Source organism: Mycolicibacterium sp. CBM1 (assembly GCF_054073305.1).
The window spans coordinates 1-18089 of record NZ_JBSXPP010000008.1; the positions used below are offsets into that span (position 1 = coordinate 1).

At 65.4% G+C, this 18089-nt stretch carries 16 protein-coding genes and 1 pseudogene; 10 read left to right on the top strand and 7 right to left on the bottom strand.

Translation table 11 applies throughout. The features are described from left to right. Both ACXDF8_RS12665 and ACXDF8_RS12670 read right to left on the bottom strand, forming a co-directional pair. Nucleotides 1-441, bottom strand: a complete 441-nt coding sequence (locus tag ACXDF8_RS12665) for a MarR family winged helix-turn-helix transcriptional regulator (RefSeq protein ID WP_457223613.1) — start codon at nt 439-441, stop codon at nt 1-3. 284 nt (nt 442-725) lie between these two features. After that, nucleotides 726-1280, bottom strand: coding sequence for a hypothetical protein (locus ACXDF8_RS12670; protein ID WP_457223614.1), 555 nt, complete (start codon nt 1278-1280; stop codon nt 726-728). A gap of 370 nt (nt 1281-1650) precedes the next feature. Here ACXDF8_RS12670 and ACXDF8_RS12675 point away from each other — a divergent pair. Next, a pseudogene (locus ACXDF8_RS12675) lies at nt 1651-2332 on the top strand (transposase); the annotation flags it as partial. Between the two features lie 225 nt (nt 2333-2557). On the opposite strand, the gene ACXDF8_RS12680 reads toward ACXDF8_RS12675, so the two are convergent. Both ACXDF8_RS12680 and ACXDF8_RS12685 read right to left on the bottom strand, forming a co-directional pair. Then, the gene (locus ACXDF8_RS12680) at nt 2558-3724 is read right to left on the bottom strand and encodes a hypothetical protein (RefSeq protein ID WP_457223615.1); all 1167 of its coding nucleotides are present in this window, start codon (nt 3722-3724) and stop codon (nt 2558-2560) included. Between the two features lie 302 nt (nt 3725-4026). Next, nucleotides 4027-4467, bottom strand: coding sequence for a MarR family winged helix-turn-helix transcriptional regulator (locus tag ACXDF8_RS12685; protein WP_457223613.1), 441 nt, complete (start codon nt 4465-4467; stop codon nt 4027-4029). Between the two features lie 1119 nt (nt 4468-5586). Here ACXDF8_RS12685 and ACXDF8_RS12690 point away from each other — a divergent pair. Genes ACXDF8_RS12690 through ACXDF8_RS12715 form a run of 6 tightly spaced genes read left to right on the top strand, consistent with a single transcriptional unit; the run spans nt 5587 to nt 11428 of the window. Beyond that, nucleotides 5587-6996 (top strand): purine-cytosine permease family protein, encoded by a 1410-nt coding sequence (locus ACXDF8_RS12690; RefSeq protein ID WP_457223616.1) that lies wholly within the window; start codon nt 5587-5589, stop codon nt 6994-6996. After that, nucleotides 6993-7442 carry a nucleoside deaminase gene (locus ACXDF8_RS12695; protein WP_457223617.1) on the top strand — a complete coding sequence of 150 codons (450 nt, stop codon included), beginning with the start codon at nt 6993-6995 and terminating at the stop codon, nt 7440-7442. The genes ACXDF8_RS12690 and ACXDF8_RS12695 overlap by 4 nt, the downstream gene beginning before the upstream one ends. After that, nucleotides 7439-8392, top strand: coding sequence for an isopenicillin N synthase family dioxygenase (locus ACXDF8_RS12700; protein ID WP_457223618.1), 954 nt, complete (start codon nt 7439-7441; stop codon nt 8390-8392). The genes ACXDF8_RS12695 and ACXDF8_RS12700 overlap by 4 nt, the downstream gene beginning before the upstream one ends. A gap of 23 nt (nt 8393-8415) precedes the next feature. Next, nucleotides 8416-8895, top strand: coding sequence for a ribose-5-phosphate isomerase (locus tag ACXDF8_RS12705; protein ID WP_457223619.1), 480 nt, complete (start codon nt 8416-8418; stop codon nt 8893-8895). 3 nt (nt 8896-8898) lie between these two features. After that, entirely contained in the window at nt 8899-9690 is a 792-nt protein-coding gene (locus ACXDF8_RS12710; protein ID WP_457223620.1) for an Fpg/Nei family DNA glycosylase, read from the top strand. A gap of 46 nt (nt 9691-9736) precedes the next feature. Next, on the top strand, nt 9737-11428 hold the full coding sequence (locus ACXDF8_RS12715; protein WP_457223621.1) for a cation:proton antiporter: 1692 nt from the start codon (nt 9737-9739) through the stop codon (nt 11426-11428). On the opposite strand, the gene ACXDF8_RS12720 is transcribed toward ACXDF8_RS12715, so the two are convergent. Together ACXDF8_RS12720 and ACXDF8_RS12725 are read right to left on the bottom strand one after the other, a co-directional pair. After that, the gene (locus ACXDF8_RS12720) at nt 11425-12276 is read right to left on the bottom strand and encodes a DUF1542 domain-containing protein (RefSeq protein ID WP_457223622.1); all 852 of its coding nucleotides are present in this window, start codon (nt 12274-12276) and stop codon (nt 11425-11427) included. The two genes, ACXDF8_RS12715 and ACXDF8_RS12720, sit on opposite strands and share 4 nt — an antisense overlap. 54 nt (nt 12277-12330) lie before the next feature. Beyond that, a complete protein-coding gene (locus ACXDF8_RS12725) occupies nt 12331-13512 on the bottom strand; it encodes a serine hydrolase domain-containing protein (protein WP_457223623.1) in 1182 nt (393 codons plus the stop codon). Nucleotides 13513-13852: 340 nt separating this feature from the next. On the opposite strand from ACXDF8_RS12725, the gene ACXDF8_RS12730 reads away from it, so the two are divergent. The 3 genes from ACXDF8_RS12730 (at nt 13853) to ACXDF8_RS12740 (ending at nt 17366) form a co-directional block, all read left to right on the top strand. Beyond that, on the top strand, nt 13853-15481 hold the full coding sequence (locus ACXDF8_RS12730) for a metallophosphoesterase (RefSeq protein ID WP_457223814.1): 1629 nt from the start codon (nt 13853-13855) through the stop codon (nt 15479-15481). Nucleotides 15482-15644: 163 nt separating this feature from the next. Further along, nucleotides 15645-15896, top strand: coding sequence for a hypothetical protein (locus ACXDF8_RS12735; RefSeq protein WP_457223624.1), 252 nt, complete (start codon nt 15645-15647; stop codon nt 15894-15896). A gap of 165 nt (nt 15897-16061) precedes the next feature. After that, nucleotides 16062-17366, top strand: coding sequence for a hypothetical protein (locus tag ACXDF8_RS12740; protein WP_457223625.1), 1305 nt, complete (start codon nt 16062-16064; stop codon nt 17364-17366). Between the two features lie 24 nt (nt 17367-17390). On the opposite strand, the gene ACXDF8_RS12745 is transcribed toward ACXDF8_RS12740, so the two are convergent. Beyond that, nucleotides 17391-18053, bottom strand: a complete 663-nt coding sequence (locus ACXDF8_RS12745; RefSeq protein WP_457223626.1) for a GntR family transcriptional regulator — start codon at nt 18051-18053, stop codon at nt 17391-17393. Nucleotides 18054-18089 lie beyond the last annotated feature (36 nt).

Below are 18089 nucleotides of genomic sequence, written 5' to 3' on the forward strand. Positions count from 1 at the left end.
CTAGTGGGGGTAGGGGTCTAGTTCGCGCATGCGGTGCACGTGTGCTTGTTGTAGTTCGTCGGTGCGGGTGAGGAAGTCCATGATGAGGGCGATCTCGGCCGGCGTGTAGTGGCTGAATAGCACTTTGCCGCCTTGATTTAGCAGGGGGGCGAGGAGTTCGGTGACGCGGCGGGCGGCGAGGTCTGTGGCCACCACGATGACTCGGCGGTGATCGGTGGGGTGTTGTGATCGGGTGACGTAGCCGAGTTTCTCGAGGCGGTCGAGTGCGATCGTGGTGCCGGCGGCGGTGAGGCCGAGTTGGTCGGCGAGAAGTCCTGGTGTTGTGATCTTTTCGCCGGCGCAGAGGATGAGTTCTAGGGCGCGTCGGTCTGTTTGGTTGACGCCGAGCACTCTGACCAATTCGCGCGCTACGTCGTCGAAGGACGCATGAAGTGATTCCATTGTTTTCCGCAGCACTACGGCGCTCCGAGCGAGTTCGGTCGTCATCGATTGGAAAAACCTCCCCAAAGCTCGGCTTGGCCCCGTTTGGCCGATAGGGGAGCAAGCGGCCTGCGCCGACTGGTCGAGTCAGTTCCTTTGAGGCGCAAGCCTGACTGTACCCAAATCGTGTTGCGTGGAACGTGTTTTGGGGTTTGGTCGCGGGTTTGACGGTGTGGGGAGGCCCCAGCCTCCCCACACCGCCTAACCGAACAGCACCAACCAGCTGGTCTGTCCGACCTGCAGAGTTAGGTGACAGTCGTGGTGGTGAGCGTCGGAGAAGGATTCGGGTAGCACGAGGTTGCGACGTTACCGAGAATTGGAAGGTTGGTGTTGAATGTCATGCCGGGGTTGGAATAGCTGGTGCCGGCATACTTGCTGGTAACCGTGCCGGGGGCGGTGGCCGTCACGTTGATGGTGACGGAGGGCGGGGTGTATGTCGTGCCACCGGGAATTGGGCCGGGAATGGAGAGCACGACATTACCGCTCACTAGTGACGTCGAGCCGGGATAAGTCCCACCGGATGCGCTGGAGGAGACGTATGTCGAATTTGCCGGGACCGGGATGAGCATCTTCATGTTGTTGACGTTATTGATCGTAAAGCCGCTCGCTGTCGACGGAATCGTCGATGAACCTGGTGCAATGGTAATGGCCACGGGAGAACCCGCGGTCACCGAGGTCGGCGCGGTGCCGGTGACAGAGGTTGTCATGCTTGACGTCGCAACCGAGGCCTGGCAACTCCAGTTCACAGAGACGGCTGCATGTGCCGTCCCGGCGAAACAAAGTGCGGCGGCAAGGGCCATCGGAGTGATGGCGCCAGCGCGAAGCAGCGTGGACGTATTTGATCGCATATTCTTCTCCAAAGGTGAAGGTAGCGACGTAGCCGGGGTGCCGCGCCGCGGATAAAATGTAACGTGTCGCGGTTGAAATTCTCGGCACATTTTGAACACGTTTGATGGCAGTGTCGCATTCATTATTCGCTATTGATAATTCACATGAGTGATTATTCGCTATTGATTATTTGTGAAAGAAAGTTATTACCACAAAGACATTGAATAGAATTATCGTGGCCGCTTACCCTGGGGTGCCGAGCGAATGGTCCAGGACCTGTAGAGGTGCACGTTCGCTCTGGCAGATGCGTCACGGTTCGCTGACCGGGTCCGACGGGTTGTTCGGGCCGCGACTTTCGAGCCGCAGATCGTCAGAAAGCGTCAACGTCGACTGTCTGGCGTGGACGAGCTCGTGCTGTCGCTGTAGGCCAAAGGGATTACCGCCGGCGAGATTTCGGCGCACTTCGCCGAAATCTATGGCGCTTTGGTGTCGAAGGAGACGATCAGCCGGATCACCGACACGGGGATCGAGGAGATGAATGACTGGTCGGTGCGGCCGCTGGACGAGACTTACGCCGCGATCTTCATCGACGCGATTGTCGTGAAGGCGCGCGACGGCCAGGTCGCTAACCGGCCGTTCTACGCCGCCATCGGGGTCACCACCTTGGCCTCAAGGAGGTGTTCGTCGTGGTCTGTGACGGGCTCAAGGGGCTGCCGGAGGTAGTGAGCAACATCTGGCCGCAAGCAATCGTGCAGACGTGCAGCAGACCCATTCATCTGATCCGCAACACTTTTCGGCTCACCTCGCGCAAGTACTGGGATGAGATCAAACGCGATATCAAACCGATCTACACCACGGTCACTTCCCCTCCGAGCAGGCTGCTATGAAGTGCCTCTACCTGGTCGCCAGATCGCTGGACCCAACCGGGGCCGGCAGGGCACGATGGATGATGCGGTGGAAGCCAGCGCTCAACGCGTTTGCGATCACATTCGGCGGCCGATTCCCGGCAGCCGAAACCCACTGATGGAAACCGCCGGAAACACCGTCAACGAGATACCCCCGGCGGTCGGCGGATATGTCGGCATGCCGATGATTCACGCCAACGAGGTCGCGCTTTGTGGCCCGGTGTCGTCTACGGTCCCCGGTGAGGAAGCCAGCAAGCATCGGACGCCTCGGTGGTGTTTGCGGCCCATCCGCAGTTGAAGCGGTTACGTACGGAGCCGCTGCAATCCGAGTGAACGCGCGAATCCTAGTTAGCGCGTTTGGCGTTCCCCGCTTTTCGTGCTGAGGAGCCGGTGCCTGAGGCACCGCCGGCGGCAGTGTCGTGGGTGTTATGAGTTTGGGCGGGTTGTGCGTTGCTGGTGCTGCCCGCACTGGTGTTGTCGGTTGCTTCGGGTGTGGCCTTTGTGCTCGCCGCGCTGGATGCGGTTGCTGCGCGGAGCGTGCTTGCTGCGCTGCGTGCGCTGCGTGCGCTGTGCGCGGTTCGTGGGCTAACGGTGTCGGGGGTGGTGTCCAGTGTCACCGTGGCGGCCGGTTTCGGTAGGGCTGCGGCCGCGCGGGAGGACGTGACCGCCGCCGCCGCGAATGCCGCCGGTGCGCCCAGCGCTTGCGCGATGGTGTCGCGCAAGCCGAGTAGTACGGCGACAAGACCCGATTGTCCGTCGCCGACCGGGGTCAGAATCCCCGGGGCTCCCGTCGTCGGATCCCCGTTGAGGAAGGCGTCGGTGAGCACGGCGGGGGCGTTGATGATCGCGTTCACAGCCGTCCCGAAGTCGCCAGCGCCCACCGCGTCGTACACCGTTTGCGCGATTTCCCCAAACGCGCCCTCGACGGTGCTAACCGTGGAGAGCGCAGAGAAGCTCGCGACGACAAGCACGGTGGGGGCTGCCTTGACGACGTTGGTGATGTTCTGCAGAACCTGGCCGGGGATGTTCAGCAACGGAAGCAACTGGAGGGCGGGGTACTCCACCAGCCCGAGCACGGCAAAAAACACCGTGGACAAGGCGTTGTTGATCTGGCCGTCGGCCAGTTGTTGAGCTGCCGTTTGGAACGCCTGTGGGAGCGCCGTCAGGTTCGCGACGAGGCTCCCGCCGGCGTTGGCCAGCCCAGTGGAGATGGTGGTGGCGTAGTCGATCTGGTTGGCGATGATCTGCTTCAGGATCGGATCGGGGTCGGCCTGTACCTGTTGGCCGAGGGCCGCAATGTTGTTGAACGTGGTCGTCAGGACCTGTACCCACTCGGTGAAGGGATCGACCGTCGAGGTCGCCGATGCGGTCAATGCCGCCGCGATGCTCGACACCGGGATTGCCGGCATGTGCATCTGCTGCGGTGTCACCACTATCGGTGACAGCGCGATGGCGCTCGCTCCGATCAGTGCCACACCGCCGGTCATACTGGTCCGCACAAACGTTTGCATTACTCTCCCTCAATCATCGGTAACCTGAACTCGCAAATTACTTCACGCTGATTGCTGTGTGGGCGTATTTCAGCGGATATTTTGAGAAATTCTCAGCATTCGATGTCGAAAGTTAACGATAGAAAGTTATCTGTCTAAGACAATTAACTAGATAAAGTTATTAATGCAAAGCTATTGAATGCCGAATATGCTCGGGCGGCACCCAACCTGTCTCATCTTGCAGAGCCCTACGCTGCGAGGGTGGAACTGCTCCACGCTCGCAATTCGACTGAGTGGTGTGGGGCGTCGGCGGTGGTGAGTGTCTAGTGGGGGTAGGGGTCTAGTTCGCGCATGCGGTGCACGTGTGCTTGTTGTAGTTCGTCGGTGCGGGTGAGGAAGTCCATGATGAGGGCGATCTCGGCCGGCGTGTAGTGGCTGAATAGCACTTTGCCGCCTTGATTTAGCAGGGGGGCGAGGAGTTCGGTGACGCGGCGGGCGGCGAGGTCTGTGGCCACCACGATGACTCGGCGGTGATCGGTGGGGTGTTGTGATCGGGTGACGTAGCCGAGTTTCTCGAGGCGGTCGAGTGCGATCGTGGTGCCGGCGGCGGTGAGGCCGAGTTGGTCGGCGAGAAGTCCTGGTGTTGTGATCTTTTCGCCGGCGCAGAGGATGAGTTCTAGGGCGCGTCGGTCTGTTTGGTTGACGCCGAGCACTCTGACCAATTCGCGCGCTACGTCGTCGAAGGACGCATGAAGTGATTCCATTGTTTTCCGCAGCACTACGGCGCTCCGAGCGAGCTCAGTTGGCATCGGATGAAACGACCTCCCCAAAGCTGGGCGTGGCCCCGTTCTGTTGACCGTCGGCTTCCTTGTGGTGTGGCCTGAATCATACTCATGGTCGAATGTCCGTCGTGGCGGTAATCGCCACTTTTGCTTGAAGTGTCGACAGCGAACTTGGCTGACAACGAGCACTGCTCACGGATTCAGTCGCAACGCCATACCAATACGCGTGTGGCCGGCCCGCGGACAAGGGTCTGTTTGGGGCGTTTCCCGCCGGCGCGTGTTGGCATTCGGCAACCGCGGCTGGTGTGCATGATCGTCTCACCGGGGAGCGCTGTTCTGTATGCGATCGGAGTGGTTGATGTTTCATGCCCACGCGGAGTTGGAGTGTTTATCCAAAAACGGAATATCGATTCGTGCAGCATCGATGGCATTGCTCGATCTCGGCATTCCCGCAAGTTCGCGGAAGGGCGTTTTGGCCTACTTGGATCTGGCGCATAGCCTCCCGAAAAGCCGACCATCCCGGCAGGCGGGAGTCCATTGGCGAACGGGCCACAAGGTGCGGTCGCCGAGTCTGGTCCGGTGCCGGCAACCCAGGTTTGGCATGCTCGACGTCTGGGCTGCGCCCGGAGGTATGCACCTGTAGATCCAGTTCGCATTCAGGGCTGAATTCACCGTCCTGGCGAGACAGATTGCGACAGCAAGTGATACCGGAGTGGCGACGGCGGCGCGAAACGGCTTGGCCGTAGGGGATTGCGTAATTCTCTTCAAGAAGAGAAAATAACGATGTCGTCAGAGATCTGCACCTTGATGGTGAAGAGGCATACGGCTTGCCGCCACTGAAATTCCCTCCACATCTTGAATACGTTTGAACAGCAAAAGTGAAAAGTTGGCCCAGCGTTGATATGTAATGGCATAAACCCGGCAAGGAAAACGCGTGCCGCATTAAGTTCTTATGCGTGCGCGAGCATCATTCGGATCTGAAGCCGGCGCTGACGCGTGCCAGGTCCAGTAGTCACTGGGCCGCGCCGACCTTGGCGTCGCGGTTCGACTGATCTTCACTCCCCGGTTGCGCGCCGGCCCAATAAGTAGAGACTTCTGTGCATGACAGTGGCGGACCCGGCAGAGCCGAGCGTGCAGACTGACGGCACCTACCGCGACAAGTTGGTGGCAGTCGAACCCGGTGGGAACGAATTCATCTCCCACGAAGACCGGCACGGGCACCCCCGCCAGCTGTTCTGGACGTGGACATCGCCGAACCTCGAGTTCGCCACGATCTTCGTTGGTGTGCTCGCGGTGGCGGTCTACGGGATGACGTTCTGGCAGGCCGTCGCCGGCATTGTCATCGGCACCGGGTTGGGGGCGATCGCGCACTACTTCCTGTCGGCGCGTGGCCCCTTGCATGGTGTGCCGCAGATGGTGCTGGGACGGCTGGCGTTCGGGTTCAAGGGCAACGCCGTTCCGGCCGCCCTGATGTCGGTTACCGCCGGCGTCGGCTGGTTCGCCACCAACAGCGTAAGCGGCGCCTTCGCGCTGGCGACGCTGTTCCACATCGGGCCGCTGCTGGCTTTGGTGATCATCGTGCTGGTGCAGACCGCGTTCGCGTTCTTCGGCCATAACCTGGTGCAGGCCTTCGAACGCTGGTCGTTCCCGGTGCTGGCGGTCATCTTCGCGATCGCGTCGGTGGCCATCCTGGCCAAGTCGCACCTCGGTGCCCCTGCCGTCGACGGCGGAATGGGCGGCATGGGCGGCTTCCTGCTGACAGTCGGCACGGCGTTCGGTTACGCGGCGGGCTGGACGCCGTACGCCGCGGACTACACCCGCTACCTGCCGCCGACGGTGTCGACCACTCGTACCGGGCTGTTCGCCTCGCTGGGATTGTTCCTGTCCTGCGCCGTGCTGGAGATCGTCGGCGCGGCTTCGGTGACCATCGGCCCGGCCGTGTCGGATAACCCGACCGAAGCGTTCACCAGCGAGTTGGCCTCGCCGCTGGCCAAGGCCACTCTGTTGGCCATCGCCATCGGCGCGATCGCGGCGAACTCGATCAACATCTACTCCGGGGCCATGGCGTTCGTGACCATCGGCGTCAAGCTGCCGCACCACATCGCCCGCGCGCTGGTGACGGTGTTCTTCGGGGTGGCCGGGTTCCTGGTCGCGTGGTGGGCGCTGGCCGACGCCGCAGCCAGCTATGAGGCGTTCCTGCTGATCATCGCCTACTGGATCGGGCCGTGGCTGGGGGTGGTGTTCGCCGATCAGTACCTGCGCCAGGGTCAGTCGATCGCCGGGTTCCTTTACGACCGGTCCTACAGCAACTGGCCCGGGCTGGCGTCGTTCGCCGTCGGCCTGGTGGTGTCGGTGCTGCTGTTCTCCAACCAGGAGAAGTTCGTCGGCTACATCGCCAGGGCGGTGCCGCAACTCGGTGACGTCACGTTCTTCGTCGGCTTCCTGCTCGCCGGGGGCAGCTACTTGCTGCTGTGCCGCGCGAAGATCGCCGCCGAGCGCGCCGCCGTATGACACCGGAGCAGATGCTCGACGTCGCTTACGGTGAGGCTCGAAAAGGCTTGGCGGAGGGCGGGATTCCGATCGGTGCCGCACTGTTCGGCGCCGACGGGACGCTGCTGGGCAGCGGCCACAACCGTCGCGTGCAGAACGGTGACCCGTCGCTGCACGCCGAGACCGACGCGTTCCGCAACGCCGGCCGCCAGCGTGACTACCGATCGACGATCATGGTCACCACACTCTCGCCGTGCTGGTACTGCAGCGGGCTGGTGCGCCAGTTCAACATCGGCGCGGTGATCGTCGGGGAAAGCCAGACCTTCACCGGCGGCCACGACTGGCTCGCCGAGCACGGCGTCGAGGTGACACTGCTCGACGACGACCGCTGCGTGGCGATGATGACGGAGTTCATCGCCACAAACCCCGAACTGTGGAACGAAGACATAGGAGTGGCGCAGACGTGATCGCTACCGTCGACATCTCCCGCTGGCGCGCGGGGGGAGCGCAGGCCGAGGCCGTGGCCGCCGACCTGGACGCCGGGCTGCAGGAGGCCGGTTTCATCCTCGTCCGCGGTCACGGCATCGATCCGGAGCTGGCCGCCGCCGTGCGCGCCGCCTCGCGCGCGTTCTTCGGCTTGCCGGCCGCGGTCAAGCAGCGGTATTCGGTGCCGGTAGGCGGACACGGGTGGATTGCCCCCGGTGCCGAAGCCAATGCCTACGCCGAGGGCACCGAGACCCCGCCCGACCTCAAAGAGAGCTACAGCCTGGGCGCCGAGACAACCGTCGGCGACCCGGAGATCGACCGCATCTGGTTCGCCCCCAACGTCTGGCCCGAGGAGGTGCCCGAGCTGCAGGCACTGGTGTCGCAGTACACCGCGGCCGTGCGGGGGCTGGCCGACGACCTGCTGGCGCTGATGGCCCATGTCCTGGGGCTGCCGGACAATCCGTTCGCCACCCTGGCCGACCGGCCGACCTGGACGATGAACATCAACCACTATCCGCCGGTCAGCGTCGTCGGTGAGCCCGAGCCGGGACAGTTCCGCATCGGCCCCCACACCGACTTCGGCACCGTGACGATCCTGGATCGCGAGCCCGGCGCCGGTGGGTTACAGGTCTTCTCCGAAGCCGGGGGATGGGAAGACGCGCCGTACGACCCGGCGGCGTTGACGGTCAACATCGGTGACCTGCTCGAGTACTGGAGCGGGCGGCGCTGGCCGTCCGGCCGGCACCGGGTGCTGCCCCCGCAGCCGCACGCTCCGGAAGAGGACCTCATCTCGCTGATCTACTTCTACGAGGCCAACCACGACGCGCTGATCACCCCGCTGAGCCCACCGATCGGCAAGGTGGCCGGGCTGGAGCCAGTCACCTGTTCAACGTTCATCAAGGAACGGCTGGACGCCATCACCGTGGGCTGACCCGCGTCAGTAAGGTATCCGCCATGCGCGTTTACCTCGGCTCAGACCATGCCGGATACGAACTCAAGCAGGCCGTGATCGAGCACCTCAAGAACGGCGGTCACGAGCCGATCGACTGCGGCGCCTACACCTACGACGCCGAGGACGACTATCCCGCGTTCTGCATCGCCGCGGCGGTGCGCACGGTGGCCGACCCCGACAGCCTGGGCATCGTGATCGGCGGATCGGGCAACGGCGAGCAAATCGCCGCGAACAAGGTGCCCGGCGCCCGCTGCGCGCTGGCCTGGAGTGTGGAGACCGCCGCACTGGCACGTGAACACAACAACGCGCAGCTGATCGGCATCGGTGGCCGGATGCACACCGTCGAGGAGGCGCTGGCGATCATCGATGCTTTCCTGAGCACCGCCTGGTCGAAAGCCGAACGCCACCAACGTCGTATCGACATCCTGGCCGACTACGAGCGCACCCACGTGCCGCCGCCGGTGCCCGGCGCACCCGCCTGAGTCGTGCCCGAAGGGCATACTCTTCACCGGCTGGCCCGGCTGCATCAGCGCCGCTTCGCCGGAGTACACGTCGCGGTCGCTAGCCCGCAGGGCCGGTTCACCGATGCGGCGATCGTCAACGGCCGGTTGTTCACCCGTGCCTCGGTGTGGGGCAAGCACCTGTTCCACCACTACGAGGGCGGTCCGATCGTGCACGTGCACCTCGGGCTCTACGGCACGTTCACCGAACTTCCGGTGCCGATGCCGCTGCCGGTCGGCCAGGTGCGGATGCGCATCGTCGGAGCCGAGTACGGGACCGACCTGCGCGGCCCCGCAGCCTGTGAGGTGATCGACGAAGCCCAGGTGTCGGCGATCGTGGCCCGCCTCGGTCCCGATCCCATTCGCCGCGACGCCGACCCGGCTCCGGCGTGGGCGCGGATCGCCAAGTCCCGCAAGTCAATAGGTGCACTGCTGATGGACCAGAGCGTGCTGGCCGGGGTGGGTAACGTGTACCGCAGCGAGCTGCTGTTCCGCCATCACATCGACCCCTACCGGCCGGGCGGCGCGATCGACGAGGCCGAGTTCGCCGACGCCTGGACCGACCTGGTCGCGCTGATGAAAGTCGGGGTGCGCCGCGGCAAGATCGTCGTGGTCCGGCCCGAGCACGATCACGGCGCGCCGTCCTATGCGCCGAACCGGCCCCGCACCTACGTCTACCGCCGCGCGGGGGAGCCGTGCCGGGTCTGCGCCACCGAAGTGCGTACCGCTGAACTGGAAGGGCGCAACGTCTTCTGGTGCCCCACCTGCCAGGTGTGAGGCTGCCAGTCGAGCGCCGCACCGCGGTACCCGCGAGAATGCCTGCATGGAACTGATTCTCGTCGTCGTCGGCGCTATCGCCGTCTCCGCCCTGGCCAATCGCCGCGGCCTGGAGCCTGCCCTGATGATCGTCGTCGTCGGAATCGTCGTGTCATTCGTGCCGGGCTTCCGGGCACCCGAACTCGACTCGCATGTCCTGCTGGCCGTCGTTCTCCCGCCGCTGCTGTACTCCGCGGCACTGGACTTCTCGTTCCCCACATTCGTGCGCAACATCAGGCCGATCCTGGGTCTCGGGGTGGGATTGGTGGTCGTCTCCGCCTTCACCGTCGCCGTCGTGTCGTCCTGGCTGGCTCTGGTACCGCTGACCTTCGGCACCGCGTTGGTTCTGGGGGCCATCGTCGCTCCGCCGGATGCCGTCACAGCGGTCGCCGTCGGCCGCAAGCTCGGGCTACCGAAACGGGTGATGGCAATCCTGACCGGGGAAAGCCTGATCAACGACGCGGCGGCGCTGACGCTATTCTCGATCGCCGTCGCCCAGGTGGCCGGCAGCCACACTTTCATCGCCGATCCGTTGCTGCTCTTCGGCTACAGCGCGTTGGTCGGCCCGGTGGTCGGTGTGGTCCTGGGTTACGTCACGTTGTGGATCCGGGGACGGCTCGACAGCCCGAGCCTGGAGACCATCCAGGGCCTGGTGGTGCCGTTCGCCGCGTTCATCGCTGCCGAGCGGCTGCACGCTTCGGGCGTGCTCGCGGTGGTGGCTGCCGGGTTCGTCGTCGGCAGTGGGACGCTGCGCTCGGGTTATCAGACCAGGGTGCAGGAACGCTATGTCTGGAATTCGGTCGATGTGCTGCTCGAGGCATTCGTCTTCGCCTACATCGGGTTGCACCTTCGATTCGTACTGAACGATCTGCAGGAGGCCCACGAATCGCTGGCCGAGGTTGCGGTCGCCTCGGCACTGGTGCTGGTCATCGTCCTGGTGATCCGCCCGCTGTCGGTGTTCGTCATGTTCGGCCGCCGCATGTTGTTCCGGCACGTGGATCGCAAACTGTCCGTGCCGGTTCCCGAAGGCGGCGGACGCGGGGCGCTCGGTGTGCGTAAACGGACCAAGCCGGCGGGTAAGTGGCGCTCGATGATCGACCACTCCATCTTGAGCTGGCAGGAGAACGTCGTGGTGTCCTGGACTGGGATGCGCGGCGTGGTGACGCTGGCCGCCGCCGCCGGTATCCCGCTGACCACGGCCAGCGGCGAGCCGTTCCCCGAGCGGGCCACCATCCAGGCCATCGCTTTCGTGGTGGCCGTCGGCACCTTGCTGCTGCAGGGATCCACGCTGCCGCCGCTGATCCGGCGGCTGAAGTTGTCGGCGCCCGAGGAGGAGGAAGCCTACGACCGCGAGGAGACCCTCAAGGCGGAGCGGATCGTGCACTCCGCCGCCGACGAGGTGCTCGCGTGGTTCGAGGCGAATCCGCCCGAAGGGCTCGACCCGTTCGTGCTCACCGAGATCCGCAACCGGATCGCCCGCCACTCCCAGGACGCCGACGAGATGCCGGACCCCGAGGCGCACAACTTGCGCGCCGAAGTCTTCTCGGCGCTGTACCGCGACGTGCTGGCTGCTCAGCGGGAGGCGCTGATCAGCGAGCGTGACGAGGGCCGTCTCGACGAGGAGGCCGTGCGCGCCATGCTTGAGCGACTGGATCTGCAGGAGGCCAGCGTGTCTGCCCGGGTGCAGAGTCGGTTTTAGAAGTCGCCGAACCCGCCGCCGAAGTCGCCCCCGCCGAAGTCGCCGAGGCCACCGCCGTCACCGCCCCAGCCGCTACCACTGTCGGCCCAGCCGCCGCTGTCACCGCCCCAGCCGCCACCGTCGCCGGCCCAGCCACCGTCCTGGCCGGCGTCGAGACCCTGGTCATAACCTTGATCGAAGCCCTGGTCGAACCCGGAGCCGTAGCCGTTCTCGAACCCCGAGGCGTCGTAGCCGACACCGCCCATACCGGAGAACAGCGCATCGAACAGCAGCACCGAGCCCACCCCCCACGCGCCGGCGACCAGTGCGGTCTTCCACCACGGTTCGGAGTACCAGCCGGCGGGCACCGGGCGGCCCGCCACCCGGCCGCCGGGGTAGTAGTTCGGGGTGCGTTCGCTCGGCACCGGCGAGGCCTCGATCTCGCGGCCCTCGAAGGCGACTTTGCGGTCCTCGGTGACGGTGCCGGCCGCCTTCTGACCGGCTATCGTCTCCAGCTCCGGGCCGGGATCCATGCCCATCGCGGTGCGTGCCGCCCGCACGTAATAGAGGCCTTCGATCGCGCTTTCCTTGGCCAGCATCGCCTGCTTGGCGCTCGTCGCCTGCTCGATTTGTGACGACGCGGCGGTGAACCGCTCCGAGGCGTCGGCCAGCGCCTGGTTGGCTGCGTCGTTGGTGCCGTTGAGGTTGAGGACCTGCCCGCCGAGGCGCTCGATGACGCGGCGCGCGTCGGCCTTGGCGTCAGCGAGCGAGGCCGCATTGCGATTGCCCGTAGCGCGCGACGAACTCCACACCGCCAGCGCAATCGCCACCACCACGACCAGAATGAGCACCACCAGCACACCGTTCATGGCGTCCACAGTACCGATCCTGTGAAGATGCTCCGAGGGCCGAGAATTTGCTTGTCAGAGCACGCCGAGGGCGCGGTAGACCTCGTCGCTCAGGGCGGTGCTGCGGGGGTCTGCGTTGCACTTGGTGGCGTCAAAGTAGTTCATGACGTAGGCATAGCCGATCCGGTGCTCGAGGTCGACGAACCCGTAGGAGCCGCCGGATCCGCCGTGGCCGAAGGAACGCAGATTGGGCCCGGCCACCCCACGCTGGTTGAGCATGTAGCCCAGCCCCCAGCCGTGGTCGGCGACTCGGGCTCCGAGCACGACGTCGGTGTCGAACCCGCCCTGGCTGACCCGCACGCGGTCCAGCTGCTCCCGGCTGAGCAGCTTCTCCTGCGCCATCCCGTTGTAGAAGGTGGCCAGGCCCAACGCCGACACATGTCCATTGGTGCTGGGGAATTCGCAGGTGCGCCACAGACTGAGTTCGTTGGACCCCAATTCGTCGTCAGGCACGAAGCCCATGGCGACCGACAGCCCGGCCATCGGATGCTCGGCGAGGCTGGCCGGATCGCCAGGGGCTTGGCCCTTGGCCAGCACGTCGCGGATGTGGGGCTTGTTGACCATCTCCGCGCAGCGGTGATGCTCGGGGGGTGGCAGGCCGATGTGCACGTCGATGCCCATCGGCTCGGCGATCTCGGTGCGCAGATACTGGCCGATGGTACGGCCGGTGAGCCGCCGCACGACCTCGCCGAGGATGAACCCGAACGACACCATGTGGTAACCCTGGGCGGTGCCCGGCTGCCACCACGGTTCAGCGGCGGCGAGTTCGTCGCACACCCGGTCCCAGTCGGCGGTGTCGCGCCAGTGCAACCGGGTGCGTGGACCGATCACCCCGGAGCGGTGGCCCAGTACCGAGGCGACCGTGATGTCCTGTTTGCCGTTGCATGCGAACTCCGGCCAGTACGTCGCGACGGGTGCGTCGAGGTCCAGTTCGCCGCGGTCGGCCAGCAGGTGTACGCAGGTACTGGTCAAGCCCTTCGTGCCGGAGAACACGCTGGCCAGGGTGTTTTCTCGCCAGCGGCGCCGGCGCGCGGCATCGGCGTAGCCGCCCCACAGATTGACCACCAGGTCGCCGTCGACCCACACCGCGACGGCGGCACCGACCTCGTCGTCGTCGGTGAAGTTCTTCTCGAAGGCGTCGCGGACCGCGCCGAATCCCGTGGCGCACGTGCCGCCGATGGGGATGGGGTGGCTCAAGGCGCCTCCTGGCCGACCGATGGGTCCCGCCCGCGGCGGGCGTCGGGACGGACGTGCCCCGCTTCGCTTCTGACGCCGGGTACTGACGCTGAATCTACGGCGGCGACGCTACCGCCAGAAGCTGGGAGAACAATTGGAGCGCAATCGCAATCAGGTCGTAATCAGCGCCGGCGTAGCAAACTCCTCACCAGAGATGTTCACCAGCTGTTTCGACCTGCTTCCCGGTGCTGGCGAGGCGCGTGCTGGAACCTTCGGCGACGATTCTGTAGTGACTGCAGAACGCTTCACCGCAGCCGGGGATATCCCCGACACCGGGATCCCGCGCGCACTTGCTGCCCGGATGACCATCGCCGAGCAGCATGAATGGCATCGCAGCGGGCTGCGGCGGCATCCGGTCTCCCGGCGGAACTTCCTGCGCGGTTCGGCGGCCGCGGCGGCCGTTGCTGCGCTGGGCGTCAGCCCGTTCGGCCGGCGCGCCTACGCGCAGGGTGCGCCGCTGACGGTGGCCAACCGCCGGGTCGGCTACGGAGCTGACGCCGCCAGCCAGCTGCGTCTGTCCGCGCAGCTGTCCGCCAATCCCACCGGCACGAAGGTCTACCTGGACCATGGCCCCACACCCGCGCTGGGCGCCACCGTCGAAGCGGAGGTCCGCAACCTGGTGACCCAGATCCCGGACGTCGACGGCGGAGTGCTCGGCGCCGAGCAGTTCTACGTCCACGCCCCGATCGACGGGTTGCCCGCCCGGATGCCGCACTTCTACCAATGGCGCACCGCCGACGGATTCGTCAGCGACGTGCGCTCCGCGGCGACGGCGATGCCCACCGCGCGAAATGCCATGGGCTGGTTCCGGTTCACGATGATGGGGGACCAGGGCACCGACGAGACCCCGTCGCTTCCGCCGGGGCTGGAGCCCGGCATCTACGACGACAACTACTACAAGCCGGACAACGATCCGTCCGTGGCGCACACCGCCAACGTGCTGGGCCAAATCGTCGCGACCCGACCGGACTTCCACGTGCTGGCCGGCGACATCGCCTACGCTGATCCGTCGGGGCAGGGAAAGCCGGCCAAGTTCGTCCGAAAAGGTAACCCGCCCAAAGGTTTCGACAAGTTCAATCCCTACGTGTGGGACGTCTACCTGGCATCGATCGAACCCAGCGCGTCGACTACGCCGTGGATGTTCGCCACCGGCAACCACGACATGGAGGCCGCCTACCCGGTACACGGTTACGGCGGACACCTGGCTCGGCTCGACTTCCCAGGCAACGGCCCGGCCGGATGCCCCTCGGTCTACTCCTTCACCTACGGCAACGTCGCCGTGCTCTCGCTGGACGCCAATGACGTGAGCTACGAGATCACTGCCAACACGGGATACTCGGGCGGGGCCCAGAACACCTGGGTGGAAAGGACATTGGCCGCTCACCGCGCCAACCCCGATATCGATTTCATCGTTTGCTTCTTCCATCACTGCGCCTATTCGACGGTGTCCGATCACGCCAGCGACGGGGGTGTGCGGGCGGCCTGGGCTGCCCTGTTCGACCGCTACCAGGTCGACCTGGTGTTGCAGGGTCACAACCATGCCTTCGAACGATCCGATCCGATCAGGGGCGGCGCGCCGACGCGTGTCGCCGAGGACAACTCGATCGTTTACCCGGAGACCGACGGCACCGTCTACTACACGGTGGGGTCGGCGGGGCGGCCGCGCTACAGCTTCCAGCCCGGCGAGTCGGAAAGCTACCGCGGGCACGAGGTGGCCGACTCCTTCGTGCCGAACAGCTATGTGTGGACCGCCGAAGGAGCCAAGCGGCCCGAGGGTGTCGGCTGGTCGCGGGTGCGATTCCGCAACTACGCCTTCATCCGCGTCGACGTGCGTCCGGGCAGCCTGCTGAGCGAGATGGACGTCACCGCGGTCGACGAATATGGCCGGGAGTTCGACAAGGTGACCTACCGCCGCCCGGTCCGCACCTGAGTTGCATCGGCCCGTCCGCACGGCCCGATTCCGCTGAAAGCGGCTGCACGCCAACATCAGTGGCGGACTCCGGCGCCGAAAGCTACTTGCCGAACTCCGGCTCAGTCTGGTCACCCACTATACCCATGGGGGTATAGTGGGTGGCGAGAGTGAGGAGGCCCTGATGGCTATCTGTGTGAAGACTTTGGCCGGGGCACTGTTGGTATTCGCGGCTTCGGCGTTGATCTCGGCGCCGTTGGCCTCGGCCGCCGACGGTTCGACATGTGTGTCGACCGGTGGGGCGACCGATTGCCAGGCGCCTGGCAATGTCCAGATCTACACCGCGCCGCACGCTATGCCGGCGTCCGGTGGTCAATCCGATCCGAAGTGGCGGCCGCTGGGGTACAACCCGAAATGGAACGGCTTCCAGCCGTGATGGCGTTTCCGTCGCGCGGTTGATGCGGCCCGCTTCGTCGGTTTCGGGGTTACCTTACTTCCCGGAGATTCACGCACCACCGGGAGGGCGATGAGCGGCGACACGGGCGAAACAGAGGTGCGGACTGCGGTGGTCTTAGTGCACGGGCTCCTCGAACGTCGCCCCATGGAAACGTTGGACGCCTTCGCTAGAACGGTGTTGGCTCCGCATGACGGCGGCTGGCAGTACCACGCGCAGCCCTTGGAGGTCACCGACTCCTACGAGGCGCGCCGCTGCGGTGCGCCCGGAGTCGACCTCTTCGAGTACGACTGGTCCTTCCTGATGACCAGTGCCCGGTATGCGGGTTTCGTGGGTGCGTTCGTGCGGGTGTTCCTGCGCCGCCCACGGCATGTGCCCGATCAGCTGGCCGGTGTCTGGCGGGTGGCCTGGCTGGCGCTGCTGGTCCCGCTCGCGGTCTTGGCCATCCTGTTCGTGGTGGGTGGCTACTTCCTGCACACCGGGGTGGCGGGTTGGATCATCGGGCTGGCCACCAGCGTCGTGGTTCTGAGTATCGGTCTGGCCCTGGTTCGCACCGCGCCGCGCGCGTTGACCCGAAGCTTCCTGACGACCGGCTTTGTCAACGTCGCCCGGTACTTCAGCCCTCTGCCCGAGTCGTATGCGGCCCGGCGGGCCATTCGGGGTGGCCTGGTCGACCTGCTGTACACGTTGCATCAGGGCCGGTATGCCCGCGTGGTCGTGGTGGGTCACGGACTCGGTGGGTACGTCGCCTACGACGCGCTGAGTGCACTGTGGGCCGAGACGCACCAGCTGCGTGCCCCCGCGGCGACGGGCCTGGCTGCGTTGCCCGACGCCGAGATCCGCGACGTCGAGGAGTTTCAGGTTCGGCAGTTCCGTCTCTGGCAGGAGTTGCGCCGGAACGGAAATCCATGGCGAACAACTGATTTCGTAACAGTCGGCACGCCCATGGCGTTGGCCGACCTGTTCGTGGCACGTCCGCCGGTTCTCGCCGGGCTCGGCCGCATGGACCGGCGGCACGCCCTCTTTGCTGCATTGACCCGCCGCGGAGTCGTTGTCACGTGCCCGCCGGCGCATGACCAGTCAGCGACCGCGACCACCCTCGGCGGGTTGTCGCCGTTCGCCGTGACCCGGTGGACCAATCTCTGGTTTCCGGTGCGCCGCGGCAGCATCCGCGGCGACTGGTTCGGCGGCATGCTCGCCCCGCTGTTCGGGTCGGGGATCCGTGACATCGCAGTGCAGGGCAACCGGCCCGAGCGGCTGCGGCCCGGCCTGCCGCAGACCAAGTACTTCGCCCACGCCGATCGTGCCGCCGCAGATGACGTCACCGGCCATCTGCGAGCCGTCCTGGCGCTGGGGGACATCAGCGGGCTGGACCTGTCGGTGGCCGCGCCGGAAGCGGACCCCGGGACTGTCGATCGAGTCGTATACCGGTCCTGGCAGCGCAGCATGTGACGTTCTGGCCGGGGGCTTGCCGCCTCAGCTCGCTGACAACTGCCGCCATGTACGCATGAGCTGGCTGAACTCCTTCACCTGGACCAGAACGTGGTCGCGGGCGGCGTTCTCGGCGCTGCCCGCGTCTCCCCGCGCGATGGCGTCGGCGATGTCGCGATGCTCCGTCAGCGAACGCCGCATTCGGTCGGGCACCCTCAGTTGTAAGCGTCGGTAGGGCTGAAGCACCCGCTTCAAGGCGTGCGACTGCTGGCGCAGGTACTCGTTGCCGCACGAGTTGTAGACGATCCCATGGAAGCGTGCGTTGGCGTAGTAGTAGGCGTCGGCATCGCCGGCGATCGCGTGGTTCTCGCAGTCCTGGAGAGCGAGTTCGAGTTCGGCCAATGCGTCGCGTTCGATCCGGCCGGCGGAGAGTCGCGCGGCCATGCCCTCGAGTTCGGCCATGACTTCGAAGCGTTCAGCCACCTCGGAGATGCTCAGCTCGGTGACATAGGTGCCCTGTTTAGGGCGGATCTGCACCAAACCTGAGCGTTCCAGCGCCTGCAATGCCTCGCGGATCGGCGTGCGTGAGCAGCCGAACTCCTTTTCCAGCTGAGCCGGATCCAGCCGTTCGCCGGGCCGGTAGTGGCCGTCGACAACGGCGTTTTCCAGCGCATCCCGCACACGCTGGGATTCCGGAACTCGAGCCATGAGCACCTCCTCGGCTCAGATTATCTGCTGCTGGTG